This window comes from Bacillus sp. SYZHCR11, from assembly GCF_057196865.1.
The window spans coordinates 794,927-818,852 of the sequence record NZ_JBXUND010000001.1 but is presented as its reverse complement, the minus strand read 5'-3'; the positions used below and the strand labels follow the sequence as shown (position 1 = coordinate 818,852).

The 23,926-nt window shown below is 46.9% G+C and carries 26 protein-coding genes; 22 read left to right on the top strand and 4 right to left on the bottom strand.

Annotated features, from left to right (window positions below; all coding sequences use genetic code 11):
• Positions 1-60 precede the first annotated feature (60 nt).
• Positions 61-1,389 (top strand): PhoH family protein, encoded by a 1,329-nt coding sequence (locus tag AC2CGA_RS03595; protein WP_003154497.1) that lies wholly within the window; start codon positions 61-63, stop codon positions 1,387-1,389.
• Here the strand turns inward: AC2CGA_RS03595 and AC2CGA_RS03590 are convergent.
• Positions 1,384-1,860 carry a hypothetical protein gene (locus tag AC2CGA_RS03590; protein ID WP_025851416.1) on the bottom strand — a complete coding sequence of 159 codons (477 nt, stop codon included), beginning with the start codon at positions 1,858-1,860 and terminating at the stop codon, positions 1,384-1,386. The two genes, AC2CGA_RS03595 and AC2CGA_RS03590, sit on opposite strands and share 6 nt — an antisense overlap.
• 103 nt (positions 1,861-1,963) lie before the next feature.
• Between AC2CGA_RS03590 and glsA the strand changes: the two genes are divergently transcribed.
• The 4 genes from glsA (at position 1,964) to pyc (ending at position 8,220) form a co-directional block, all read left to right on the top strand.
• Positions 1,964-2,893 carry a glutaminase A gene (gene glsA / locus AC2CGA_RS03585; RefSeq protein WP_484480149.1) on the top strand — a complete coding sequence of 310 codons (930 nt, stop codon included), beginning with the start codon at positions 1,964-1,966 and terminating at the stop codon, positions 2,891-2,893.
• 107 nt (positions 2,894-3,000) lie between these two features.
• The gene (locus tag AC2CGA_RS03580) at positions 3,001-3,282 is read left to right on the top strand and encodes an Fpa/YlaN family protein (protein WP_003154494.1); all 282 of its coding nucleotides are present in this window, start codon (positions 3,001-3,003) and stop codon (positions 3,280-3,282) included.
• Between the two features lie 204 nt (positions 3,283-3,486).
• Entirely contained in the window at positions 3,487-4,698 is a 1,212-nt protein-coding gene (locus tag AC2CGA_RS03575) for an FtsW/RodA/SpoVE family cell cycle protein (protein ID WP_003154492.1), read from the top strand.
• A 75-nt stretch (positions 4,699-4,773) separates the two neighbouring features.
• Positions 4,774-8,220, top strand: coding sequence for a pyruvate carboxylase (gene pyc / locus AC2CGA_RS03570; protein ID WP_025851411.1), 3,447 nt, complete (start codon positions 4,774-4,776; stop codon positions 8,218-8,220).
• A gap of 96 nt (positions 8,221-8,316) precedes the next feature.
• Here the strand turns inward: pyc and ctaA are convergent, their stop codons facing one another.
• Positions 8,317-9,243 (bottom strand): heme A synthase CtaA, encoded by a 927-nt coding sequence (gene ctaA / locus AC2CGA_RS03565; RefSeq protein ID WP_015388279.1) that lies wholly within the window; start codon positions 9,241-9,243, stop codon positions 8,317-8,319.
• A 343-nt stretch (positions 9,244-9,586) separates the two neighbouring features.
• Here ctaA and cyoE point away from each other — a divergent pair, with 343 nt between their 5' ends.
• From cyoE to ctaG, 6 genes are all read left to right on the top strand, one after another.
• Complete coding sequence (gene cyoE / locus AC2CGA_RS03560) at positions 9,587-10,504, top strand: heme o synthase (protein ID WP_003154486.1); 918 nt, start codon at positions 9,587-9,589, stop codon at positions 10,502-10,504.
• Between the two features lie 217 nt (positions 10,505-10,721).
• Positions 10,722-11,792, top strand: coding sequence for a cytochrome c oxidase subunit II (coxB, locus tag AC2CGA_RS03555; protein ID WP_024085270.1), 1,071 nt, complete (start codon positions 10,722-10,724; stop codon positions 11,790-11,792).
• Positions 11,793-11,823: 31 nt separating this feature from the next.
• On the top strand, positions 11,824-13,692 hold the full coding sequence (gene ctaD, locus AC2CGA_RS03550; RefSeq protein WP_052585850.1) for a cytochrome c oxidase subunit I: 1,869 nt from the start codon (positions 11,824-11,826) through the stop codon (positions 13,690-13,692).
• Entirely contained in the window at positions 13,692-14,315 is a 624-nt protein-coding gene (ctaE, locus tag AC2CGA_RS03545; protein WP_003154482.1) for a cytochrome c oxidase subunit III, read from the top strand. Before ctaD ends, ctaE begins: the two co-directional genes overlap by 1 nt.
• Positions 14,316-14,317: 2 nt before the next feature.
• Positions 14,318-14,650, top strand: coding sequence for a cytochrome c oxidase subunit IVB (ctaF, locus tag AC2CGA_RS03540; RefSeq protein ID WP_015388278.1), 333 nt, complete (start codon positions 14,318-14,320; stop codon positions 14,648-14,650).
• Positions 14,651-14,674: 24 nt separating this feature from the next.
• Positions 14,675-15,559, top strand: a complete 885-nt coding sequence (gene ctaG, locus AC2CGA_RS03535; protein ID WP_003154480.1) for a cytochrome c oxidase assembly factor CtaG — start codon at positions 14,675-14,677, stop codon at positions 15,557-15,559.
• A 33-nt stretch (positions 15,560-15,592) separates the two neighbouring features.
• Here ctaG and AC2CGA_RS03530 read toward each other — a convergent pair whose 3' ends face one another.
• Positions 15,593-15,952, bottom strand: coding sequence for a YugN family protein (locus AC2CGA_RS03530; protein ID WP_003154479.1), 360 nt, complete (start codon positions 15,950-15,952; stop codon positions 15,593-15,595).
• 140 nt (positions 15,953-16,092) lie between these two features.
• On the opposite strand from AC2CGA_RS03530, the gene AC2CGA_RS03525 reads away from it, so the two are divergent.
• From AC2CGA_RS03525 to coaD, 9 genes are all read left to right on the top strand, one after another.
• On the top strand, positions 16,093-16,536 hold the full coding sequence (locus tag AC2CGA_RS03525) for a CBS domain-containing protein (RefSeq protein WP_003154478.1): 444 nt from the start codon (positions 16,093-16,095) through the stop codon (positions 16,534-16,536).
• Positions 16,537-16,620: 84 nt separating this feature from the next.
• The gene (locus tag AC2CGA_RS03520) at positions 16,621-17,661 is read left to right on the top strand and encodes a CAP domain-containing protein (RefSeq protein ID WP_139885267.1); all 1,041 of its coding nucleotides are present in this window, start codon (positions 16,621-16,623) and stop codon (positions 17,659-17,661) included.
• Positions 17,662-17,825: 164 nt separating this feature from the next.
• Complete coding sequence (locus AC2CGA_RS03515; RefSeq protein WP_014304959.1) at positions 17,826-18,236, top strand: YlbD family protein; 411 nt, start codon at positions 17,826-17,828, stop codon at positions 18,234-18,236.
• A 15-nt stretch (positions 18,237-18,251) separates the two neighbouring features.
• A complete protein-coding gene (locus AC2CGA_RS03510) occupies positions 18,252-18,491 on the top strand; it encodes a YlbE-like family protein (protein WP_003154475.1) in 240 nt (79 codons plus the stop codon).
• A 70-nt stretch (positions 18,492-18,561) separates the two neighbouring features.
• The gene (gene ricF, locus AC2CGA_RS03505; protein WP_003154472.1) at positions 18,562-19,011 is read left to right on the top strand and encodes a regulatory iron-sulfur-containing complex subunit RicF; all 450 of its coding nucleotides are present in this window, start codon (positions 18,562-18,564) and stop codon (positions 19,009-19,011) included.
• Positions 19,012-19,069: 58 nt separating this feature from the next.
• Entirely contained in the window at positions 19,070-19,342 is a 273-nt protein-coding gene (locus AC2CGA_RS03500) for a YlbG family protein (RefSeq protein ID WP_003154470.1), read from the top strand.
• Between the two features lie 90 nt (positions 19,343-19,432).
• Complete coding sequence (locus tag AC2CGA_RS03495) at positions 19,433-19,642, top strand: hypothetical protein (protein WP_015388275.1); 210 nt, start codon at positions 19,433-19,435, stop codon at positions 19,640-19,642.
• Positions 19,642-20,196, top strand: coding sequence for a 16S rRNA (guanine(966)-N(2))-methyltransferase RsmD (gene rsmD, locus AC2CGA_RS03490; RefSeq protein ID WP_032856757.1), 555 nt, complete (start codon positions 19,642-19,644; stop codon positions 20,194-20,196). Before AC2CGA_RS03495 ends, rsmD begins: the two co-directional genes overlap by 1 nt.
• 4 nt (positions 20,197-20,200) lie before the next feature.
• Positions 20,201-20,683: a pantetheine-phosphate adenylyltransferase gene (gene coaD / locus AC2CGA_RS03485; RefSeq protein ID WP_003154467.1), complete on the top strand. Its 483-nt coding sequence runs from the start codon at positions 20,201-20,203 to the stop codon at positions 20,681-20,683.
• An 18-nt stretch (positions 20,684-20,701) separates the two neighbouring features.
• Here the strand turns inward: coaD and ylbJ are convergent, their stop codons facing one another.
• Positions 20,702-21,928: a sporulation integral membrane protein YlbJ gene (ylbJ, locus tag AC2CGA_RS03480; RefSeq protein WP_044053185.1), complete on the bottom strand. Its 1,227-nt coding sequence runs from the start codon at positions 21,926-21,928 to the stop codon at positions 20,702-20,704.
• A gap of 179 nt (positions 21,929-22,107) precedes the next feature.
• On the opposite strand from ylbJ, the gene AC2CGA_RS03475 reads away from it, so the two are divergent.
• Together AC2CGA_RS03475 and AC2CGA_RS03470 are read left to right on the top strand one after the other, a co-directional pair.
• Positions 22,108-22,887, top strand: a complete 780-nt coding sequence (locus AC2CGA_RS03475; RefSeq protein ID WP_015388274.1) for a patatin family protein — start codon at positions 22,108-22,110, stop codon at positions 22,885-22,887.
• Positions 22,888-22,892: 5 nt separating this feature from the next.
• Positions 22,893-23,915: a SepM family pheromone-processing serine protease gene (locus tag AC2CGA_RS03470; RefSeq protein ID WP_003154464.1), complete on the top strand. Its 1,023-nt coding sequence runs from the start codon at positions 22,893-22,895 to the stop codon at positions 23,913-23,915.
• Positions 23,916-23,926: the final 11 nt, after the last annotated feature.

Below are 23,926 nucleotides of genomic sequence, written 5' to 3'. Positions count from 1 at the left end.
GTTTTTCGCGGAAAGAGAAGCACACGATGGGCTTTGATCCTTATTTCAGGAGGCTGAGACTTGAGTAAAATTTATGTGTTAGATACGAATGTACTTTTGCAGGATCCTAACGCCATTTTTTCCTTTGAAGAAAACGAAGTTGTCATCCCCGCCGTCGTGCTGGAAGAGGTCGATTCAAAAAAGCGGTATATGGACGAGGTCGGGAGAAATGCGAGGCACGTATCTAAGCTGATAGACGGGCTCAGGGAGAAAGGAAGGCTGCACGAGAAAGTTCCGCTTGAAAGCGGAGGAACGCTCAGAATTGAACTGAACCACCGGTCATTTCATCAGCTCCAAGAAATTTTTATCGAAAAAACGAATGATAACCGCATTTTGGCGGTGGCAAAAAATTTAAGCCTTGAGGAGGAAACGAAAGAAAACGGCCGCCTCGTCATCCTGGTCAGCAAAGATGTGCTTGTCAGGGTAAAGGCGGATGCCATCGGGCTTTTGGCGGAGGACTTTTTAAACGACAGAGTCGTTGACCATGATGAAATATATAGCGGGTACAAAGATATATTTATGAATAAAGAGCGGTTTGCCTCGTTTTATAAAAACAAACAAATTCCAGTCAAGGAGCTTCAGCAGCATCAGGTTTATCCGAATCAATTTGTGCTGATGAAAGATGAATTAGGAGGATCTTCGTCTGCGGTCGGCATGGCGGATAAGAAAGGAGAGACCGTCAAAAGACTCGTTTTCGATGATGAGCACGTATGGGGGATCAGGCCGAAGAACGTCCAGCAGACAATGGCGCTCGAACTCCTGCTGAGGGAAGATATCCCGCTTGTCACCCTGATCGGAAAAGCGGGAACGGGAAAAACCTTGCTTGCTCTCGCGGCAGGGCTTCTGCAGACGGAGGATCTCGGTATTTATAAAAAGCTGATCGTCGCGCGTCCCATCGTCCCGGTGGGAAAGGATATCGGATATTTGCCGGGCGAAAAAGAGGAAAAGCTCAAGCCGTGGATGCAGCCGATCTTTGATAATCTTGAATTTTTATTCAATGCGAAAAAGCCGGGTGAACTTGAAGCGATTTTGGCAGGAATCGGATCGATTCAGGTGGAGGCGCTGACATACATTCGGGGAAGAAGCATTCCGGATCAGTTTATTATTATTGATGAGGCTCAGAATCTGACGAGGCACGAGGTCAAAACGCTTTTGACAAGGGTGGGAGAGGGCAGCAAAATTGTCCTGATGGGCGATCCGGAGCAAATAGATCACCCATACTTAGACAGTTTAAACAACGGACTTGCTTATGTTGTAGAGCGGTTTAAAGGACAAACCGTCTCCGGCAGCGTGAAGCTTGTGAAAGGTGAGAGATCCGGCCTTGCACAGCTTGCCGCCGATTTGTTATAAAACTTCGATTTCTGTGACGCCCATTATCGGTTTTTCAAAGTCTCCGTCCACGTAAAAATGGACCGGACCGCCGTCTTGAAGCGGTTTCCCCGCATCGCTGAAATGCGCGATTGCGTCCATCGCCTTTTCGAGCGGCACTTCGGTTCTTTCTGATTTTGAAATAAATGCGCACAGGACAGCGCTTTCTTTCGGCTCGGCATTTGCTAAAACAGCGCCGAGCTTCATGGCGAAGCTGCCGTTCATCAGTCTTTCTTTTTCATAACGTTTTTCGCTCTTTAAAGTCGGCGGCGAAATGCGCCCTTCTCTGATCACCCGTTCAGGATCAAGCGTATGCTCCTGGGTTTCTGCAGAGCCGTCCGGATGAACAGGCTGATTGTTTTCAAACGGAAATTTGCGGTCATCGAAAATCCAGACACTCGGATCAATTGTAATCGGGTATGTAACATTGCCTTTTACTTGAATAACGCTCATGTTGAAGCCCCCCTTTACTTAAAGTATAAAAGTTTTCGCATGAATTGTCACTTTGCGTCGCAAATTAGATGTATACAACGGCAGCGAAGTGAGGATGATCGACATGGTATGCCGGCATTACCAAGAGCTGGACGCATTAGTTCAGGAAGCGAAAAAAAGAACCGGAGAAGGCAAAGTGGCAGACTATATTCCGGCTCTGGCTGAATCTGAACAAAACAGCCTTTCGGTCACGATTTATCATGCGGAAAATACATGTCTGACGGCAGGAGACGCCGACCGGACATTTACGCTGCAGAGCATTTCGAAAGTGCTTTCTCTGGCGCTCGTACTGATGGATTACGGAAAGGAAAAGGTGTTCAGCTGCGTGGGTCAGGAGCCGACCGGCGACCCGTTTAATTCCATGATTAAGCTTGAAACAGTGAATCCGGGCAAGCCTTTAAATCCGATGATTAATGCGGGAGCTCTCATCGTTACGGGTTTAATTAAAGGGCATTCGCCGAAAGACCGCCTGGATTACCTGCTCGGATTCATCAGAAGACTTGCGAACAATCAGGACATTACATATTGCAGACATGTCGCGGAATCGGAATTCAAATCTTCCATGATTAATCGGGCCATGTGTTATTACATGAAGCAGTATGACATTTTTAAAGGCGATGTTGAAGAGGTCATGGATTTGTATACAAAACAGTGCGCGATTAAGATGAGCAGTCTGGATTTAGCCAAAATCGGCTGTGTATTCGCCCTTGACGGCAAGCATCCGGAAACCGGGGAGCAGGTCATTAAAAAAGATGTGGCGAGAATCTGCAAGACGTTTATGGTGACATGCGGCATGTACAATGCGAGCGGGGAATTCGCAATCAAGGTCGGCATTCCCGCTAAAAGCGGCGTTTCGGGAGGAATCATGGGCATTTCGCCGTACAACTTCGGAATCGGTATATTCGGCCCGGCGCTTGATGAAAAAGGCAACAGCATCGCGGGTGTGAAGCTTTTGGAAATCATGTCTGAGAAATACAGGCTGAGTATTTTTTGAAACATTTTTTATCATAACATCTGCTTAAATCCTCTTGCAATTTCATCTGATACCCTTTATGATAAATAGAAGAATTAGGTACTCGCCTGGGGAACGGAGGGATACTTTTGGCTTCAGAGATTATAGTTGACCATCAGCAGAAAGCATTCGAGCTGTTGAAGTTAGATGCTGAGAAGATTTTGAAGCTGATCCGAGTACAAATGGATAACTTAACGATGCCTCAATGTCCTCTGTATGAAGAGGTCTTGGATACTCAGATGTTCGGACTGTCGAGGGAAATCGATTTTGCTGTCCGCCTGGGATTAGTTGACGAAAACGACGGCAAAGAGCTGCTGGACAGACTTGAAAGAGAACTGTCTGCTTTGCATGACGCGTTTACAGGAAAATAAATGATCAAACTCAAACTATTCAACGGTTTGGGTTTTTTTATAACCGTAAACCGTTTTTTTGCATCTTCTTTTCGTAAGACGGTCTCTTAATCTGCATTTCATCCGAAAAACTATAAAGAAACTGCGTAAATTGTTTATGAATTATAGTAAAATATAATACGCAATAGGTATTAAACGTAAGCTTTAAGCAGGAAAGAGGATGTTATGTTTAAAAGAATGTTAAAATCTTACGATTATTCATTGATATGCGCTATCATTCTGCTGTGCAGTTTCGGATTGGTAATGGTATACAGCTCAAGCATGATTACCGCCGTTATGCGTTACGGCGTGAGCAGCGACTATTTCTTTAAACGGCAGCTGTTCGCCGTCATCGCGGGGTTTGTGCTGTTTATTATCGCGGCCGTTTTTCCGTACAAAGTGTTCGCCCATCAAAAGATTCAGAAAATCATACTGCTTGCGTCAGTGGCTGCGCTTTGCGCGCTGTTTGTTTTCGGACATGTTGCCGGAAATGCGCAAAGCTGGTTTAAAATCGGCGGAATGGCCATTCAGCCGGGGGAATTTGTCAAGCTGACCCTGATACTGTATCTTGCCGCGGTGTACGCAAAGAAACAAAGCTACATCGATCAGCTTTTGACGGGGGTTGCGCCGCCGGTGATCGTCACCGTAGTCATTTGTGCGCTTATCGCTATTCAGCCCGACTTCGGAACGGCGATGATTATCGGTCTGATCGCGTTTTGCGTCATTATGTGTTCGGGATTCAGCGGAAGGACCCTGCTCAGGCTGGTTCTCATGGCGGGAATCGTATTACTCCTTGTCAGCCCGATCATTTATCTGAAATGGGACGATATTTTGACACCCGGGCGTATGAGCCGGTTTGAAAGCCTTGAAAATCCATTTAAATACGCCAGCACATCAGGTCTGCAGATTATAAATTCGTATTATGCGATCGGCTCAGGCGGTTTTTTCGGTCTCGGTCTTGGAGAAAGCATTCAAAAATACGGTTATCTGCCTGAATCGCATACAGACTTTATTATGGCGGTTATTTCAGAGGAGCTCGGCATTTTCGGCGTCCTGTTTGTCATTGTGCTGCTGGCTTTTGTGGTGTTAAAAGGTTTTTATATTGCGAGAAAATGTGAAGATCCGTTCGGAAGCCTTTTGGCAATCGGGATATCCAGCATGATTGCGATTCAGACCTTTATCAATCTCGGCGGTGTCAGCGGTTTAATTCCGATCACAGGTGTTCCGCTGCCGTTTATCAGCTACGGGGGCTCATCAATGTTTTTGTTATTAACGAGCGCCGGTATATTGGTGAATGTCAGCATGCATGTCAAGTACTCAGAAAAGAAGAAAAAGAGGGAGCCTGTTCCGTCTAAGGGGGTAAAAAGACGGCAGACGGAAAAATCTGTGTATCTCTAAAAAACAAGTGTATACACAGGGCGGATATTCCTTTATTATAAACTACATATTTATTAGGCCAAGGGGGAGAAAAGTTTGTCACAACAATCCATCCAAAAAGTGTTAGTAGCAAACAGGGGAGAAATTGCGATCCGGATTTTCCGGGCGTGCACAGAATTGAACATCAGAACGGTAGCCGTTTATTCAAAAGAAGACTCGGGCTCCTATCATCGCTATAAAGCGGATGAAGCTTATCTTGTGGGGGAAGGCAAAAAACCGATTGACGCGTATCTTGATATTGAAGGGATTATTGAGATCGCAAAAAGAAACGGCGTTGATGCCATTCATCCGGGCTACGGATTTCTCTCTGAAAATATCCAATTTGCGAGACGCTGTGAAGAAGAGGGCATCGTATTCATCGGACCGACGTCAGCGCATTTGGATATGTTCGGAGATAAGGTAAAGGCGAGGGAGCAGGCGGAAAAAGCCGGTATCCCCGTTATTCCGGGGAGTGACGGACCGGCTGAAACATTAAAAGATGTCGAACAATTCGCAAAAGTCCACGGATTTCCGTTTATTATTAAAGCATCGCTCGGAGGCGGAGGCCGCGGCATGAGAATCGTCCGAAGCGAAAGCGAATTGAAAGAATCGTTTGAGCGGGCCAAATCAGAAGCGAAAGCCGCATTCGGAAATGATGAAGTGTATGTTGAAAAACTGATCGAAAATCCTAAGCATATTGAAGTTCAGGTGATCGGAGATAAAGAAGGCAATGTCGTCCATCTGTATGAGCGGGACTGTTCCGTTCAGAGACGCCATCAAAAGGTCATTGAAGTGGCGCCGAGTGTATCTTTGCAGCCTGAATTAAGGGACGAAATCTGTGAAGCGGCTGTGGCGCTTGCGAAAAATGTCGGCTATATCAACGCGGGGACCGTGGAATTTCTCGTAGCGGGCGGTGAATTTTACTTTATTGAAGTGAACCCGCGCGTACAAGTGGAGCATACGATTACGGAAATGATAACGGGGGTTGATATCGTTCAGACGCAGATTCTCGTCGCGCAGGGCCACGGACTGCACAGCCGCGCTGTCAATATCCCAGAGCAGAAAGACATTTTTACAAACGGGTATGCGATACAATCACGTGTGACCACTGAAGATCCGCTGAATGACTTTATGCCTGACACGGGTAAAATTATGGCTTACCGCTCAGGCGGCGGTTTCGGCGTCCGCCTTGATACGGGAAACAGCTTCCAGGGCGCCGTCATCACGCCTTATTATGATTCACTGCTCGTCAAGCTGTCGACATGGGCGCTGACGTTTGAACAGGCATCAGCGAAAATGGTCCGCAACCTGCAGGAATTCAGGATCAGGGGCATTAAGACCAATATTCCGTTTCTTGAAAACGTGGCAAAGCATGAAAAATTCCTGACGGGCCAATACGACACATCGTTTATCGACACAACGCCTGAGCTGTTTGTTTTCCCAAAACAGAAGGACCGCGGAACAAAAATGCTTTCCTATATCGGCAATGTCACGGTGAACGGTTTTCCGGGAATCGGGAAAAAAGAAAAACCTGCATTTGATAAGCCTCAGACCGTTACGTTAGATATCGGGGAAAAGCCGGCAAGCGGTACGAAACAGATCCTTGATGAAAGAGGCGCCGAGGGGCTTGCAGACTGGGTGAAAGAGCAAAAATCCGTGCTCCTGACCGATACAACGTTCAGGGATGCCCATCAGTCCCTGCTCGCAACACGGATCAGATCCAATGATTTGAAAAAAATCGCGAATCCTACGGCTGCCCTGTGGCCTGAACTGTTCAGCCTTGAAATGTGGGGAGGCGCGACATTTGATGTAGCGTACCGTTTCTTAAAAGAAGACCCTTGGAAACGCCTTGAAGATCTCCGTAAGGAAGTGCCGAACACATTGTTCCAGATGCTCCTTCGTTCATCAAATGCCGTCGGTTATACAAACTATCCCGACAATGTCATTCAAAAATTTGTCCGGCAGTCAGCGGAGTCCGGTATCGACGTATTCCGGATCTTTGACAGCCTGAACTGGGTAAAAGGGATGACGCTGGCCATCGATGCCGTCCGTGAAACCGGAAAAGTGGCGGAGGCTGCGATTTGTTACACGGGAGATATTCTTGATAAGACCCGGACGAAATATGATTTGCAATATTATCTTTCTATGGCGAAAGAGCTTGAGGCGTCTGGTGCGCACATTCTCGGCATTAAAGACATGGCCGGTCTTTTGAAACCTCAAGCCGCATACGAACTTGTCTCAGCGCTGAAGGAAACGATTGATATTCCCGTTCATCTTCACACGCATGATACGAGCGGCAATGGCGTCTTTCTCTATGCCAAAGCTGTTGAAGCGGGTGTGGACATCGTGGATGTCGCCGTCAGCTCAATGGCGGGTCTGACTTCACAGCCGAGCGCAAGCGGATTTTATCATGCGCTTGAAGGAAACAGCCGCCGTCCTGAAATGGATGTCCGGCAGGTGGAAAGACTGTCACAATATTGGGAATCCGTCCGTCAATATTACAGTGAATTTGAAAGCGGGATGAAGTCTCCGCATACTGAGATTTATAATCATGAAATGCCGGGCGGCCAGTACAGCAATCTGCAGCAGCAGGCAAAAGGAGTCGGCCTGGGCGATCGCTGGAATGAGGTGAAAGACATGTACAGCGTCGTCAACCGCATGTTCGGCGACGTCGTGAAAGTAACACCTTCCTCCAAAGTCGTCGGAGATATGGCGCTTTACATGGTGCAAAACAATTTAACAGAACAAGATGTTTATGATAAAGGCGAAACGCTTGATTTTCCGGATTCAGTCGTTGAGCTCTTTAAAGGGCAGATCGGTCAGCCGCACGGCGGATTTCCGGAAAAACTGCAAAAGCTCGTTCTGAAAGGACAGACGCCGATCACGGTAAGACCGGGTGAGCTGCTTGAACCGGTATCTTTTGAAGGCATTAAAGAAGAATGGAAAGAAACGCATCAGATGGAATTGAGTGATCAGGACGCAATCGCGTATGCTCTTTATCCGAAAGTATTTACTGAATATGTTAAAACGGCTGAACGCTTCGGTGATATTTCCGTATTGGACACACCGACTTTCTTCTACGGCATGACACTCGGTGAAGAAATCGAAGTGGAAATCGAGCGCGGAAAAACGCTGATCGTGAAGCTTGTATCTATCGGTGAACCGCAGCCAGATGCGACACGTGTCGTTTATTTCGAATTGAACGGCCAGCCGCGCGAAGTGGTCATTAAAGATGAAAGCATTAAATCGTCCGTACAGGAAAAATTAAAAGCAGATCGGACAAACCCAAGCCACATTGCGGCATCCATGCCGGGAACGGTTATTAAATTGTTAACGGAAACCGGGGCAAAGGTGAATAAAGGCGATCATCTGATGATTAATGAAGCGATGAAAATGGAGACGACGGTACAGGCGCCGTTCTCCGGGACAATACAGCAGATTCATGTGAAAAACGGTGAACCGATTCAGACAGGCGATTTACTGATTGAAATTGAAAAAGCGTAAAAAATAAACATAAAAAACCTGATCCGCCCCGTGTGCGATCAGGTTTTTTATATGTAAAAAGGCCGAAGCTCTGATGCTTCGGCCTTTTCATGTGCCTCAGACGTTCCGCTGTTTTGATTCATAGCGGAAGCGGGCGATTAATAATAAGAAATAGCATAAGACGCCGAACAGACCGGCAATAAAGAGCGAATGGGCAAGTGCAAAGCCGGTGGCCATTTCTGAATAAACAACCATGATTCCGGAGAGCGCCTGTAATACAACAAAGGCAAGAGCCGCTATCCAGCCCCCAAGAATCTGTTTTTGGTCTTTGTAGGAGCGCACCGCATGCGCAAAAGCGACAAGAATCCATACGAACAGAAGCAGCGCTGCCGTTCTGTGGCCCATCTGCACCCATTCCTGAAAATGAGACGGAAACCCGTGGTTCAGCCTGCTGCAAAGCGGAACGTCAGGGCAGGCAAGGCTTGATTTCGTATGGCGGACGTAAGCCCCCGTATAAACGACGATATACGTGTAAATCGAAAGGCCGATCATATGAAACTGCATTTTCCTGCCGATTCTGAGCGGCTTGACGAGCTTTTTGTCTGATTTATCAGCTTCAAATATGAGCAGCGTCAAAATCAGAACAGAAGCGAAAGAAATCAGCGATATGCCGAAATGAAGCGCCATAACGAGCGCATTTGATCCGAAAACAACCGCTAATGCGCCGAGAAGCGCCTGTAAAAATAAAAAGATAATGGACATAATGGCGAGAAAGGTTGTTTCACGGAAAACAGGCGTGACTTTTCTCCATGCCCAAAAAGCGAGACTCAGCACGAGAACGATTGAGACACCGCTTGCGAGTCTGTGGCTCCATTCAATGATAGAAGCGGCGTTAAGCTCCGGGAAAAACCGGCCGTGGCAAAGCGGCCACTGCCTTCCGCATCCGAGACCCGATCCTGTTTTTGTGACAAGAGCGCCGCCGATCAGCACGACGAGCATAACGAACGTCGTCAGCACGCCGAGCGCTTTCAAAGCTTTATTCATTTTACATTCACCTTCTTAACAAACTGGACAAAATGATATACGTACCAAGTGTAAGCGAATATGTGTTTTGTGGCAATTCTCAATTCTGTTTGTTCACAAAAATATAATAGAATCAGGACTTCTTAGATAATGGGGTTGATTATTCCAGATGGGTCTGATAGAAATAAAGTAACCGCTTTATTATGAAACCGGCGGATTTGGTAAAATTCATAAAAAGTTCACAAATAAATTCCTGTTTCTCGTTTAATATTTAAGAGGATGTTTTTTTACAGGTCATTATCTTGTATGATAGAGTTGCAGGTCTTAAAAAACCTGCTTTAGGTTTGTAAGGGAGGTTTACGTTATGGCTAATTCCAGAATTTTAAACGATACAGCTATAGACGGACAGATTGAAGAGACGACGGCATGGAAGGATTTCCTTTCGCTTATCAAAATAGGAATCGTCAATTCGAATTTAATTACGACTTTTACCGGCATGTGGCTTGCGTTACATATATCCGGTCTGAGTTTTTTAGGCAATTTAAACACCGTGCTTCTTACATTAATAGGATCTTCTTTGATCATCGCCGGTTCTTGTGCGGTTAACAACTATTACGACCGTGATATTGATCATTTAATGGAACGCACGAAAGTAAGACCGACGGTAACCGGAAAGATTCAGCCGAATCAAGCGCTGTGGTCAGGAATTTTACTCATTGCTTTAGGACTTATCATGCTTTTGATGACCACCGTGATGGCAGCAGTCATCGGTTTTATCGGCGTGTTTACGTACGTTGTTCTTTATACAATGTGGACGAAACGCCGTTATACGATTAATACGGTTGTCGGAAGTGTATCAGGCGCCGTGCCGCCGTTAATCGGCTGGACAGCGGTTGAAGGGCACATCGGTGTTGTCGCGTGGGTTTTATTCATGATTTTATTCATCTGGCAGATTCCGCACTTTTTAGCGCTTGCGATTAAAAAGACGGAAGATTACAGAGCAGCGAATATTCCGATGCTTCCGGTAGTGCACGGCTTTGAAGTGACGAAAAGACAGATTATCGTCTGGGTCGCATGCCTGCTGCCGCTTCCGTTTTTCCTCGGCAGTCTCGGTCTTCCGATCGTCATTCTCGGCACTTTGCTGAATGTCGGATGGCTTGTTCTCGGACTGATGGGATTCCGCATGAAAAACATCATGAAGTGGGCAACCCTTATGTTTGTCTATTCGCTTAACTACATGACCATTTATTTTGTAGCGATGGTGGTCTTCACGCTGTTTTAATTGAATAATGAGCTTGTTTGATCGCCAAAACAAACAATGACAACTAGTAAACGCCGCCTTGACCTTTTGTTTAATCAGGCGGCTTTGCTTTTATACATAGATGGAATTTTAAGTAAAAAATCTCATATTTTAAGAAATGAGGAAATGAAGTATTTCGGCTGGAAGCAGATTTACTGCTTGTGCATCTCGTACTGATTCAAAAAAGGGGTTGGGTGAAATGTTAAAGCGTTGGCGTCTTTTATCATTATTAGCCTTAGTGCCGCTTTTATTGAGCGGCTGTGGAAAACCGTTTCTGTCCACACTCAAGCCTGCCGGCGAAGTGGCTGATAAACAATATGATCTGACGGTGCTCAGCACACTTATCATGGTTGTCGTCGTTGCGGTCGTAGCAGTTATTTTCTTTTACGTCATTGTGAGATTCAGACGGTCGCGTATAGGGGAAGACACGATACCGAAACAGGTGGAGGGGAACCGTTTTTTAGAAATCACCTGGACCGTTATTCCGATCCTGCTTCTGATTATTCTTGTCATTCCGGTTGTCATCGATACATTGGCACTGGCGGATACGTCGCCGATGGATAAGAAAAACCGTAAAGCAGAGGATGCGCTCGTGATTAATGTAAGGGCGAATTTATACTGGTGGGAATTCGAGTATCCCGATTACGGGTTTGTGACAAGTCAGGAGCTGATCGTTCCCACAGATGAACGCGTCTATTTCAAGCTGAAGTCCTCAGATGTGAAACACTCTTTCTGGATTCCGTCAGCCGGGGGAAAAATCGATACGAATACGGATAATGACAACACTTTCTTTCTGACCTTCGATTCTAAACGCAGCAAAGAAGCGGGAGAATATTTCTTCGGTAAATGCGCGGAGCTGTGCGGACCTTCACATGCGCTGATGGATTTCAAAGTGAAACCGCTGCCGTCAAAAGAATTTAAACAATGGACGAAAGCGATGAAAAATTATAAGCATACAACAGATTCCGATTTAGCAGCACAAGGAGAAGAGCTGTTTAAGGAAAAAAACTGCCTGAGCTGTCATGCGGTTGAGCCCAATGATAAACGGGCTGAAGCGGCAAGAACGGCTCCGAACCTCGCTACCTTCGGTGAACGGGTCAAAGTGGCCGGCATTAAGGATGCGAATAAAGAGAATATAAAAGCCTGGCTGAAAAATCCGGACAGCATTAAACCGGGCAATAAAATGACAGGCACTTATCCGAAGCTCTCGGACGCTGAAACGGATGCGCTGTATGAATATTTAAAAGGGCTGAAAGCGGAGAACAAGTGAGGACAGGGAGATATCAGGGGGGAGGTCGCAAATGATGAATACGCTTACAGGACAGCAAAGAAAAAGCTCTTTGCTTTGGGATTATTTGACGACGGTTGACCATAAGAAAATCGCGATTTTATATATGATCGCCGGGGGATTTTTCTTCGTCGTCGGCGGACTTGAGGCCATGCTTATCAGGATTCAGCTCTTGAGGCCGGGGAACGATTTTATGGGTGCTCAGCAGTTTAATGAAATTATGACGATGCACGGCACGACAATGATCTTCCTGGCGGCAATGCCGCTGTTATTCGGGCTGATGAACGCGGTTGTGCCGCTGCAGATCGGGGCGCGTGACGTATCATTCCCATTTTTGAATGCGCTCGGATTTTGGCTGTTTTTCTTCGGAGGCATCTTTTTGAATCTGAGCTGGTTTTTAGGGGGCGCTCCTGATGCAGGCTGGACGTCGTACGCGTCGCTTGCGCTGAATTCGAAAGGGCACGGCATAGACTTTTTCGTGCTCGGCCTGCAAATATCAGGCTTAGGTACGCTCATTGCGGGGATCAATTTTCTCGCCACGATTATAAATATGAGGGCGCCGGGTTTAACGTATATGAGACTGCCGCTGTTTACGTGGACGACATTTGTGGCGTCGGCACTCATTTTATTCGCATTTCCTCCGCTCACCGTCGGTTTGGCGCTGATGATGCTGGATCGTTTGTTCGGAACGAATTTCTTTAATCCTGAATTGGGCGGCAATACGATTATCTGGGAGCATCTGTTTTGGATTTTCGGGCATCCGGAAGTATACATTTTAATTCTTCCCGCCTTTGGGATTTTTTCAGAAATCATTCCCGTATTTGCGAGGAAACGTCTGTTCGGTTATTCGTCTATGGTCTTTGCGATCGTGCTGATCGGCTTTCTCGGGTTCATGGTATGGGTTCACCACATGTTTACAACGGGACTCGGACCGATCGCTAATGCGATATTTGCGGTTGCGACGATGGCGATCGCGGTGCCTACCGGCATTAAAATTTTCAACTGGCTTTTGACCATCTGGGGAGGAAACGTCAAATTCACGACGCCTATGCTGTATGCCGTCGCCTTTATTCCTTCTTTCGTACTCGGAGGAGTCACGGGTGTCATGCTGGCGGCCGCAGCGGCAGATTATCAGTTCCACGATACGTATTTTGTCGTAGCGCATTTCCACTACGTCATTATCGGCGGCGTTGTGTTCGGCATCCTGGCGGGCGTGCATTTCTGGTGGCCGAAAATGTTCGGGAAGGTGCTTCATGAAACGATGGGGAAAATTTCGTTCGTCTTATTTTTTATCGGGTTTCATCTTACCTTCTTCATTCAGCATTTTCTCGGCTTGATGGGAATGCCGCGCCGCGTTTACACATATCTGCCCGGCCAGGGGCTTGATACCGGCAACCTGATCAGTTCAATCGGCGCGTTTTTCATGGCGGGCGCGGCTGCTTTACTCGTCGTCAATATTATTTATACCTCAATAAAGGGGAAATACGTCGGGAACGACCCGTGGCTGGACGGTCGTACGCTTGAATGGGCGGTCTCTTCGCCGCCGCCGGAATATAATTTTAAACAGCTTCCGTTTGTCCGGGGACTTGACCCGCTGTGGATTGAAAAGCAGGCCGGAAATGAAGGGATGGCGCCTGCAGAGCCTGTAGAGGACATTCATATGCCGAACGGCTCCATCATGCCGTTTGTCATATCTTTCGGGCTGTTTGTGGCAGCGTTCGGGTTTTTATACCACTCCGATTATTCATGGGGGCTTCCGGTTATCTTCATAGGGCTCGGCATCACATTCTTTACCATGCTGCTTCGCTCTGTGGTCGATGATTACGGCTATCATATTCACAAAGAAGATCTGCCGAATGATGATAAAGGGGTGAAGGCGTAATGCAGCTGCAGGAAAAAATGACGGCTGAAACCTTTCCGGCTTCTCCTGAAAAAGCAACGCTGGAGGGGAAAAATAAGTTTTTGGGATTTTGGCTGTTTCTCGGCGGCGAAACGGTTCTGTTCGCCTCGCTATTTGCGACATTCCTTGCTTTACGGGAATCTAAAGCCGGAGGGCCGTCAACGGCTGAGATGTTTGAGCTGCCGATCGTGTTTATCGCGACGATGCTTCTTTTGACGAGCAGCTTAACGAGTGTGTATGCGATGTATCATATGAAAAATTTCTCCTTTAAAAAAATGCAGGTGTGGCTTCTGGTTACCGTATTATTGGGAGCGGGATTTTTAGGGGTTGAAATCTATGAATTTATGCATTACACTCACGAGTTCGGATTTACCATTACAAGCTCTGCGCTCGGCTCAGCGTTTTACACGCTCGTCGGCACACACGGAGCACACGTGGCGTTCGGGCTGTTGTGGATCAGCGCGCTCATGATCCGGAATGCGAAAAGAGGGCTCAGCCTTTATAATGCGCCGAAATATTATGTGGCCAGCTTATATTGGCATTTTATCGATGTCGTGTGGGTCTTTATCTTTACCGTTGTATATTTGATGGGGATGGTGGGATAACGATGGACGATAACAAAAACAGAGGGACTGTCAGTACGGATCTTGAATATCGGAGAAGGAAAAATGCCGAGGAGATGAAATATCAGGTCATCTCCTTCGGCTTGATGATCGGCCTTACGCTTGTCGCGTTTTTGACGGTGGCTGCAGACGGCATTGCCGGATGGTTTACGATGCCGTTTCTGATCCTGCTTGCGGTCATTCAGGTCATCTTTCAGCTGTTTTACTTTATGCATATGAGCCAGAAGGGGCATGAAGCGCCGTCATTATTTCTGTATTCGGGAATATTTGTCGCGTTTATCACCGTGCTTGCATTTGTCACGATTATTTGGTGGTAATCGGGGCGGCGGGGAGTGAGAGATTTGATTAATTTGGAAATGTTCGGGTTTCGCGCAATGTGGAGCCCGTATCTGTTTTGTATAACTGCCGTGATAACAGGTGTTTACTTTTACTGGTGCAGCCGGCATAAAGGACGTGTGGCCGTTAAGGAGAAGGTGCTGTTTGTGCTTTCCGCGCTATTTTTTTACGCGGCTGCGGGAAGTCCGGTTGATTTATTGGGCCATGTGATGTTCAGCGCCCATATGGCGCAGATGGCGGTTCTGTTTTTAGTCGTACCGCCGCTGTTGATCTCCGGAATTCCCGGCTGGGCATGGAAAAAACTGATCTTCCGTCCTGTCGTAAAGCCGCTGTTTTCGTTTTTTTCAATGCCGCTTATCGCTTTAGTGCTGTTTAACGGTATTTTTTCGCTGTATCACATCCCGTTTATATTTGATTTCGTCAAAACGGATTCGCTGTATCACACGCTGATGAACGGACTCATCTTTGTAACGGCGTTTTTTATGTGGTGGCCGCTTGTGCATAAGGTGGACGGTCTGCCCCGTCTCAGCGGTTTAATGAAGCTGGGGTATATTATGGCGGACGGGATTTTGTTAACGCCGGCCTGCGCGCTCATTATGTTCAGCGGGGCGCCCATGTATGCCACGTATACAGATCCGGCGGCTTGGGCCGAAGCAATGAAGCTTTGCGTTCCTTTAGATTTGCTGGAGGAGATCCCTTTATCCGGGCCGGAGATGTTTAACACGCTACCTCCTTTGGAAGATCAGCAGCTTGGGGCAGTGCTGATGAAAATCATTCAAGAGGCGGTCTACGGAATATATTTGGCTGTCATCTTTTTTCAGTGGGTCAGAACGGAACGGGAAAAAGATACGCTGTCAGAGCCGCCGTATATCGAGCATACCGTCTCATAAAAAAAGTACAGCAGAATATGCTGTACTTTTTTATTACATTTGCACTGTTTTTAATGACTCTTCCAATTCAAGCAGTAAAGCTTTGCTTTCAGCGACGACATGTTCCGGAAATTCTTCAGCGCTGCCGTATTCTACGCCGTGCGGATAATAATGCTTTCCTAAAAGAGGGGCCTTCAGCTGAATCACGGCCCGTCTGCCGCCGACATCGCCCTCTTTTGCCGTTCCTTGAATCCGCAGATAAAATGTCCCCTCAGGTACTGAAAACTTTTTGTCGTAAGTCACTCTTTCATAATCCCATTGTCCAGCCAGAATGAGCCCTTTGCCTTCCATCAGATCGTTCAAGCGGCTGAGCTCCGCTGTTACCCCTTCAAGACCGCTGTTTTCAAACTTCAAACCTTCCCCCTCCTTTTAAAAATGCCCTTTCCTGACAATCATAGTATGAAAGCGTTACACTTTCAATGATTCATACGGTGAAAGTATGCAAAAACAAAAATTTGACGACAATAGTAGCAGAAAAAAGGAGGAATTCCGCAATGACAAAGATCAATAAGCTCATGACGTCAGACTTGCAATATTGTACAGTATTAGATAATGTATATGAAGCTGCGGTGAAGATGAAAGACGCGGATGTCGGCGCCATTCCGATAGTGGATGAAGACGGCGCCACACTTGTCGGGATCGTGACAGACAGAGATCTCGTATTACGGGGAATTGCTTCAAAAAAGCCGAACTCTCAAAAAATAACCGACGCAATGACAGAGCGGGTTATCAGTGCAGAAGAAGACGCCTCTGTGGAGGAGGTGCTCCATTTGATGGCTGAACATCAGCTCAGAAGAATTCCCGTCACAAGGGATAAAAAACTGGTCGGCATTGTTACGCTCGGCGATCTTTCGTTGGCCGAGCAATCAAATGAGCAAGCAGGCCGGGCGCTGTCTGACATTTCTGAAGACGGAGGTCCGGAGGGGTTTATCCATTAAACATAAATCACGGACGATGCAAATAGGCTGTACTGTATAAGAGTACACAAAAACAGAACGGTTTGATGATATGGGGGTGAGAGGTTGAAAAATATCGCAAGGGCTCTCGTTATCCTTTTGCTTATTTACGGAGCGTATGTTCTGTTTATACAATATGGATCGGCTCCTCAGAAAAAGACGGATCAGGAGGAGCCTCAGGTTTCCAATGAAGAAGAGAGCGGAAAACGGCTGAAAATGCCGTCATCCGGACTGCTTTCTCTCATGGGGAAATCTGCCGCCGATGTGAAAAAGAAACTTGGGGAACCGTCCCGGAAAGATCCTTCTGCCTACGATTACGAGTGGTGGGTGTACAACCAGGGGAAAGACCAATACGTACAAGTCGGTATTTTGAATGATAAAGCCGTGACTTTATACGCTTCGGGAAGCGGCATCAACGCAAAACCGTTTAAGATCGGCGAATCGACGGGCGAAGTTTTTAAAACGACGCAGGTTTCTCCTTTTGTCAATGTGACTGACAAGGGAAACACGTATCGGTTTGAGTTTTCCGAAGAAGATATCAATACCCGTCCCACTGTCAGGATAGGCGGAATGTATGTTCAGCTGTACATGGACAAATTTGACGGGAATCTGTCAAGCATCAGGGCTTTTGATGCGGAAACGCTGGTGAAACAAAGGCCGTATGAGGTCATGTACAGAGGAAAGCTGACAGAACCCGAGCCAGTTTCTGATAAAAAATGGAGCGACATTGAACGAGCGAGTGAACAGCAGATTCTCGACATTACAAATGTCATCCGTGTGAAACACGGACTGGCAAGGCTGAAATGGGACGAAGGCGCCGCGAAAGTGGCATTCGGCCACAGCAAGGACATGAAGGATAACAAGTATTTCTCTCACGTCTCAAAGAAATACGGGACTCTGAAGGACCGCTTGGAAAAAGGCGATGTGAAATACCGGGAGGCCGGTGAAAATATTGCCTACAACTATGTGGACGGTCCTGCAGCCGTGGAGGGCTGGCTGAACAGCGAAGGCCACAGGAAGGCGCTGTTAAGCCCGGATTATACGCACCTCGGTGTCGGCGTGGACCGGAAGTATTATACGCAAAACTTCATTAAGCCTTGGCAGTAAAAAACCGCAGAGGGGCGCGTCCCCCGCGGTTTTTTTATGTTTTTTCGCGAGCGGCGCTCCTGCTGAAAAAAATATACCTGCTTTTTTTCGCAATTTAGGCGAACATTAAGGCGCATGAACCGATACATTATAGCAGGCAAAACTTTTCGGAGGGGGTGAGAATTGTGGCGAATCAGCAATCACGGCAATCAATCGATGATTTTAAACAATTCGTAAAAAAGCATCCCAAACTGATCCAAAATGTTCGCAAGGAACAAAGAAGCTGGCAGGAAGTCTATGAAAACTGGGTGCTCCTGGGCGAGGATGATTCGATGTGGGATCCTTTTAAAGACGAGGCCGTTCAGCCTTCTTCCGACGCGGAAACCAAACAGGAACCAGCTGAAAAGAACGATTTCGTTTCAAAAATGGTCACTGCCGTCAAAAAGATGGATATCAACCAAATGAATGAGCAGATCAATAAAATGAGCCAGTCCATTTCATCATTGCAAAGCCTTTTAAGCCAATTTTCGGGGAGCAGCACGAAGCAGCCCCGGCAAGGCTCCGGACAACATCCTTTTTCATTCAGAAAGGATTAAAGAAGGGGATCGTGTATGCGAAAAGAGGTTCAGGAATTCATATCCGCAGATGAGGAACGGAAACGGTTTATACGGCAGCGTCCCGTCTGGTACCGCAGACTTGCGAGAAAACCGGACGATCTCAATTCCTTTCAGCTTGACATGATGAATTTTTATGAAAAGACGATACCGCATCGGGTAAGTCAATTCTCAAACGGGATTCAAATGGCGCAGATGATGATGCAGATGGTACACGCCATGCGTTCGCAGGATTAAAAAGCGTTTAAACGCCGCATTTTCCAATTGGGTGGTTTCATGGTAAACTAGCAACTGGAGGTGCGTATTTATGTATGCAACAATTGAGTCCGTCAAGCTTCAAAGTGAAGCGGAGCAGCTTGCCGGCATGATTCTGCAGTCTGAGACGGCTGAAAATTACCGCGATTGTTACAAGCGTCTCCGTGAAGATGAAGAGGCAGGGCGGATCATTCGTTCTTTTATGAGCGTTAAAGAGCAGTATGAGGATGTGCAGCGCTTTGGCAAATACCATCCTGATTATAGAGAGATTTCCCGCAAAATGAGAGAAATGAAGCGGGAGCTCGATTTAAACGATAAGGTGGCCGAATTTAAAAAAGCGGAGACTGAGCTTCAGTCGCTGCTTGATGAGATCAGCATTGAACTCGGAACGGCCGTCTCGGAGCATGTAAAAGTGCCGACGGGGAATCCTTATTTTGACGGCCTGTCATCCTGCGGCGGCGGCTGCGGTTCCGGCGGCGGCTGCGGATGCAAAGTTTCCTGACGAGACGGCCGTCTCGTCTTTTACATAAAATGAACAGAAAGTCAGGCGGGTGATCATGATGGAAAATAAGCGCCAAGGCATAATCGTATATCTGCATTCTTTAAAACACAGCAAAATGCTGAGAAAATTCGGCAACGTTCATTATGTTTCCAAGCGGCTGAAATACGTTGTGCTGTATTGCGATATGGACCTGATCGAAAAAACAATGGAAAAGATTTCTTCTTATTCTTATGTGAAGAAGGTAGAGCCTTCTTATAAACCTTTTTTAAAGCTGGAATTTGAATCAAAGCTTGATAAAGCGAAAGAGTACGATTATAAAGTCGGTATATAAAAAAATCCCCGCAGATACCTGCGGGGTCCTTCTATTCCTTAACAAGTTAAGGAGAAGGAAAAGGGAGAGGAGAAACCGGAGGAAGAACTTATGGGGAAACGTAAGTCTTCTCCGCGGTTGGCAACAACATCATTCATTGATGCTGTTACACGTAGTCTTGACAGGAATGTGAATATGTATACACGTTTTTCACGTTCATTGTTTGAAAGAATGCTTTATGATAAGATAGGGATTGTTTTTATACATAACGGCTCAGCCGATGAGAAACATCAAAGTTTTCAGAAAAAGTGGTGTGAATAATGAGAGTAATTTCCGGTTCAAGAAAAGGACGAGCCTTAAAGGCGGTGCCGGGCACATCAACAAGGCCGACGACGGATAAAGTAAAAGAGTCTATTTTTAATATGATCGGCCCGTATTTTGACGGAGGAACGGGGCTGGATTTGTTTGCGGGGAGCGGCGGTCTCGGGATTGAAGCGCTGTCGCGCGGATTTGACCGCTGTATCTTTGTGGATCGTGATTTCAAAGCCATCCAAACGGTAAAAGCAAATATCAAAGCGCTCGATCTGCTGTCTTCAGCGGAAGTATACCGCAATGATGCAGAGCGGGCCCTCTATGCCGCGGCGAAACGGGAAAAAGGTTTTGACGGAATTTTCTTAGATCCTCCGTATAAGGAACAAAAGCTGAAAGCGCTTATCGAAATGATTGATGAGCAGAACATGCTGAATGAAGACGGTTTTGTCGTAGCCGAGCATGATAAAGCCGTTGTGCTTCCTGAAGCCGTCGGCGCGCTTTCTGTAACAAGAAGGGAAATTTACGGGCTTACAGGAGTGACGATATACCGAAATAGGGGGTAATGATGTGGCAAGTATAGCTGTATGTCCCGGAAGTTTTGATCCCGTCACCTACGGACACCTGGACATTATCAGACGGGGGGCAAACGTGTTTGAGCATGTGTACGTATGCGTGCTCAATAATTCTTCTAAGCAGCCGCTGTTTACAGTCGAGGAACGCTGTGAGCTGTTAAGAGAAGTGACAAAAGACATTCCGAATATTACGGTCGAGACGTCACAGGGACTGTTAATCGACTATGCGAAAAAAAAGCGGGCGAAAGCGATTATCAGAGGGCTCAGAGCTGTTTCTGACTTCGAATATGAGATGCAGGGGACTTCCGTCAACCGCGTGCTTGACGAATCAATAGAAACTTTTTTTATGATGACGAACAATCAGTACTCTTTTTTAAGTTCAAGCATCGTAAAAGAAGTCGCAAAATATAACGGGCCTGTTTCAGAGTTTGTTCCTCCGGAAGTTGAACAGGCGCTGAAGCAGAAATTTAAAGGATGAGAAGCGCTGATCGGCGTCTCATCCTTTTTTTGTCCGTGCTGACAGCCTGTAACAATAAATCAATGCGTATACGGCGAGAGCTGTCAGCGTGATGGCGGGTCCGGTTTCAACAAGTGTATTCCATCCGCTGACGGCAGCAGATCCCGCGTCCTGATCGCGGAAAGGGAGGAATACGGACTGGTAAGGTTCGTCCAATGCAAGGTAAAGCGGCTTCCACAGTAAGAGAATAAAGAGTGCGGCATAAATGCCCTGAAGGATACGCGCCGCGAAAAACGGTTTAAAGCGGATATCTGTTTCCGATAAAATGCCGGCTACCTGGGCCTGTACGGAAAGGCCGCTGAACCCGAGAATAAAACTCACAATCATGGCTTTCGGCAGCAAGGCGGCATCAGCTTCACTGACCAGCTTGCTCCCAAGTGTAATTTCAAACATTCCGCTGATAAGAGGGATGTCCAGATTTGCCGGAAGATGAAAAAGGGAAAGCAGCGCGTTTGTAAATACAGAAAGCACATCCATGACTTGTACGATTGATAATAACCGGCTGAAAACCGAAAACAATATAATAAAACCGCCCACCATCAGCAAGGTTTGTACAGAAGAGGTGACGGCGTCGCCCAAAATTTTTCCGAGCGGCCGCTTTTCCGAAAGCCGCGCCTTGTGGAGGGCCAGAAATGCTTCCTTCAGAGAAGGAAGAGCGATCGTCTTTTTACCGGTATACGCCCTCTCTTCTTTCCGTCCGTATGAACGCATCGTGAGGCCGACGGCGATGTTTCCGAGATAGTGAGCCGATGCCAGCAGAATGCCGAGAGACGCGTTATGAAAAAAGCCGACCGCCACGGCAGCGAATATAAATAACGGATTGGATGAATTGGTAAAAGAGACGAGGCGTTCAGCCTCTACTCTGGAGATTTGTTTATCCTGGCGCAGCCGTGCCGTCAGCTTCGCGCCGGCCGGATTGCCTGAAGCCATGCCCATAGCCAGTACAAATCCGCCGACCCCCGGCACTCTGAAAATGGGACGCATAAAGGGTTCGAGTAAAAGGCCGACAAATTTGACAATGCCGAATCCGATTAAAAGCTCAGATAGAATAAAAAACGGAAGCAATGAAGGAAAAACGACCTCCCACCACATGGAAAGACCGGTTTTGGAGGCTTCGAATGAGGCCTGAGGGTGTGAAATAACCGTCGCCGTCAAAAAAATGAAAAACAATGAAATCAAAAATGTATGAAACTTAGACAAATTCATTCTTACCTCCCCGATGCTAAAATTGCACACTGACATTTATATCATGATAAAATATAGAACAGACCTTAAAGGCGGCCGGGCAAGTACCTATTTGTCATCCTGTACTAATATACGAGCATAGGGGTTCAATTTAGACCATAGAATTCATGTATAGGATGTCTATTAGGGGGTTCGTCGCGTTGGCCAAACCTACAATCGGGTTAGCGTTAGGTTCGGGAGGGGCAAGAGGCATCGCTCATCTCGGAGTGTTATCCAGTTTACATAAGCATCAGATTCCAATTGATATGATTGCCGGCAGCAGCATGGGAGCATTAGTCGGAAGCTTTTATGCGGCCGGGCATGACGTGGCTACGATGAAAAAAGTCGCCAAAGCATTTAAGCGGCGGGTGTACGCGGATTATACGATGCCGAGGCTCGGATTTTTAAAAGGAGACCGCATCAGGCAGCTCGTTCATGCCTATACGTACGGCAAGCCGATAGAAGAACTGCGGATCCCGCTCGGCATCGTGGCCTGCGACCTTCAGACCGGCGAAAAACTCGTTTTTACGAAAGGTTCAGTATCCGAAGCCGTCCGCGCGAGCATCAGCATACCGGGCGTTTTCGTCCCGCAAAAAATGAACGGACGTATGTTAGTCGACGGCGCGGTGGTCGACAGAATACCGGTGTCCGCCGTAAAAGACATGGGTGCTGATATCGTCATCGCCTCTGACGTATCCCGGGTGAAAAAAACGGAAAAAGCGGCACATATTTTTGATGTAATCATGCAAAGTATGGATATACTGCAAAATGAATTGGTCCGTCACCAGACCATTGCCGCAGACGTCATGATCCGCCCTTCTCTTGAATCATTCAGCTCAAGTTCTTTTGCCAACATTGATCATATGATCACAGCGGGCGAAGAAGCCGCAGACCGGATGATCGGCCGGATTAAACAAGAAATAGAGAACTGGGAGGGCTAACTCATATGAAAGCAAAACATTTTCGCTGGGTGTTTATCATCCTGATCTTATTAATTGCTGTTACATTTATTAAGCTTCCGTATTACATTACACAGCCGGGAGAAGCATCAGAGCTGAGACCGCTGATTAAGGTGGACGGAGGCTATCCTGAAAAAGGAAGCCTTTCCTTGATGACTGTCAAAGTAGGCCCCGCCAATCCGTATACATATCTTTGGGCGAAAGTGCATCCTTACGATGAAATCGTCCCTGATGAAAGCATAAAAGAAGAGGGCGAATCGGACTCGGATTATATGAAGCGCCAGCTGCAAATGATGAAAAGCTCCCAAGAAAACGCGGTCATTGCCGCTTATCAAAAAGCCGGGAAACAGGTGAAATACTCATTTAACGGGATTTTCGCCAGCTCAGTCGTCTCTGACATGCCGGCAAAAGGAAAAATAGAGGTCGGTGATAAAATCATCAGCGCGGACGGGAAAACATACGAATCCGCTGAAAAGCTGATTGATTATATCAGCAGCAAAAAAGCGGGGGAAAAAGTAACGTTTCACATTGAACGGGACACGAAAGAAAAGACCGTTGACATTGTGCTGAAATCATTCCCGGACGACCCGAAAAGAGCGGGAATCGGCGTCGCGTTATATACGGACCGGAACGTGAAAGTGAAGCCGGATCTCCATTTCAGCATTGAAAATATCGGCGGGCCTTCTGCGGGTCTCATGATGTCTTTAGAAATTTACAACCAGCTGACAAAACCTGACGAAACAAAAGGCTATAATATAGCCGGAACGGGGACAATCGACGTGGACGGCAAGGTCGGACCGATCGGCGGAATCGATCAGAAAGTCGTCGCCGCAGACAAAGCGGGAAAAGATATTTTCTTTGCGCCGAATCAAAACGGAGCTGAAAATTCTGATTACAAAAATGCGGTAAAAACAGCGAAAGCAATCAAGTCCGATATGAAGATCGTCCCTGTCGACACCATGCAGGACGCACTTGACTATTTGGATCAGCTGAAAGTAAAAAGCACCTGATACAGGCAGGT

Excerpts from the sequence above, each read along its gene's own strand:
- AC2CGA_RS03590 (WP_025851416.1), bottom strand. The coding sequence starts at position 1,860 with ATGAGCGTTATTCAAGTAAAAGGCAATGTTACATACCCGATTACAATT.
- glsA (WP_484480149.1), top strand. The coding sequence starts at position 1,964 with ATGGTATGCCGGCATTACCAAGAGCTGGACGCATTAGTTCAGGAAGCG.
- AC2CGA_RS03575 (WP_003154492.1), top strand. The coding sequence starts at position 3,487 with ATGTTTAAAAGAATGTTAAAATCTTACGATTATTCATTGATATGCGCT.
- ctaA (WP_015388279.1), bottom strand. The coding sequence starts at position 9,243 with ATGAATAAAGCTTTGAAAGCGCTCGGCGTGCTGACGACGTTCGTTATG.
- cyoE (WP_003154486.1), top strand. The coding sequence starts at position 9,587 with ATGGCTAATTCCAGAATTTTAAACGATACAGCTATAGACGGACAGATT.
- coxB (WP_024085270.1), top strand. The coding sequence starts at position 10,722 with ATGTTAAAGCGTTGGCGTCTTTTATCATTATTAGCCTTAGTGCCGCTT.
- ctaD (WP_052585850.1), top strand. The coding sequence starts at position 11,824 with ATGATGAATACGCTTACAGGACAGCAAAGAAAAAGCTCTTTGCTTTGG.
- ctaE (WP_003154482.1), top strand. The coding sequence starts at position 13,692 with ATGCAGCTGCAGGAAAAAATGACGGCTGAAACCTTTCCGGCTTCTCCT.
- ctaF (WP_015388278.1), top strand. The coding sequence starts at position 14,318 with ATGGACGATAACAAAAACAGAGGGACTGTCAGTACGGATCTTGAATAT.
- AC2CGA_RS03525 (WP_003154478.1), top strand. The coding sequence starts at position 16,093 with ATGACAAAGATCAATAAGCTCATGACGTCAGACTTGCAATATTGTACA.
- AC2CGA_RS03510 (WP_003154475.1), top strand. The coding sequence starts at position 18,252 with ATGCGAAAAGAGGTTCAGGAATTCATATCCGCAGATGAGGAACGGAAA.
- ricF (WP_003154472.1), top strand. The coding sequence starts at position 18,562 with ATGTATGCAACAATTGAGTCCGTCAAGCTTCAAAGTGAAGCGGAGCAG.
- AC2CGA_RS03500 (WP_003154470.1), top strand. The coding sequence starts at position 19,070 with ATGGAAAATAAGCGCCAAGGCATAATCGTATATCTGCATTCTTTAAAA.
- AC2CGA_RS03495 (WP_015388275.1), top strand. The coding sequence starts at position 19,433 with ATGGGGAAACGTAAGTCTTCTCCGCGGTTGGCAACAACATCATTCATT.
- rsmD (WP_032856757.1), top strand. The coding sequence starts at position 19,642 with ATGAGAGTAATTTCCGGTTCAAGAAAAGGACGAGCCTTAAAGGCGGTG.
- ylbJ (WP_044053185.1), bottom strand. The coding sequence starts at position 21,928 with ATGAATTTGTCTAAGTTTCATACATTTTTGATTTCATTGTTTTTCATT.
- AC2CGA_RS03470 (WP_003154464.1), top strand. The coding sequence starts at position 22,893 with ATGAAAGCAAAACATTTTCGCTGGGTGTTTATCATCCTGATCTTATTA.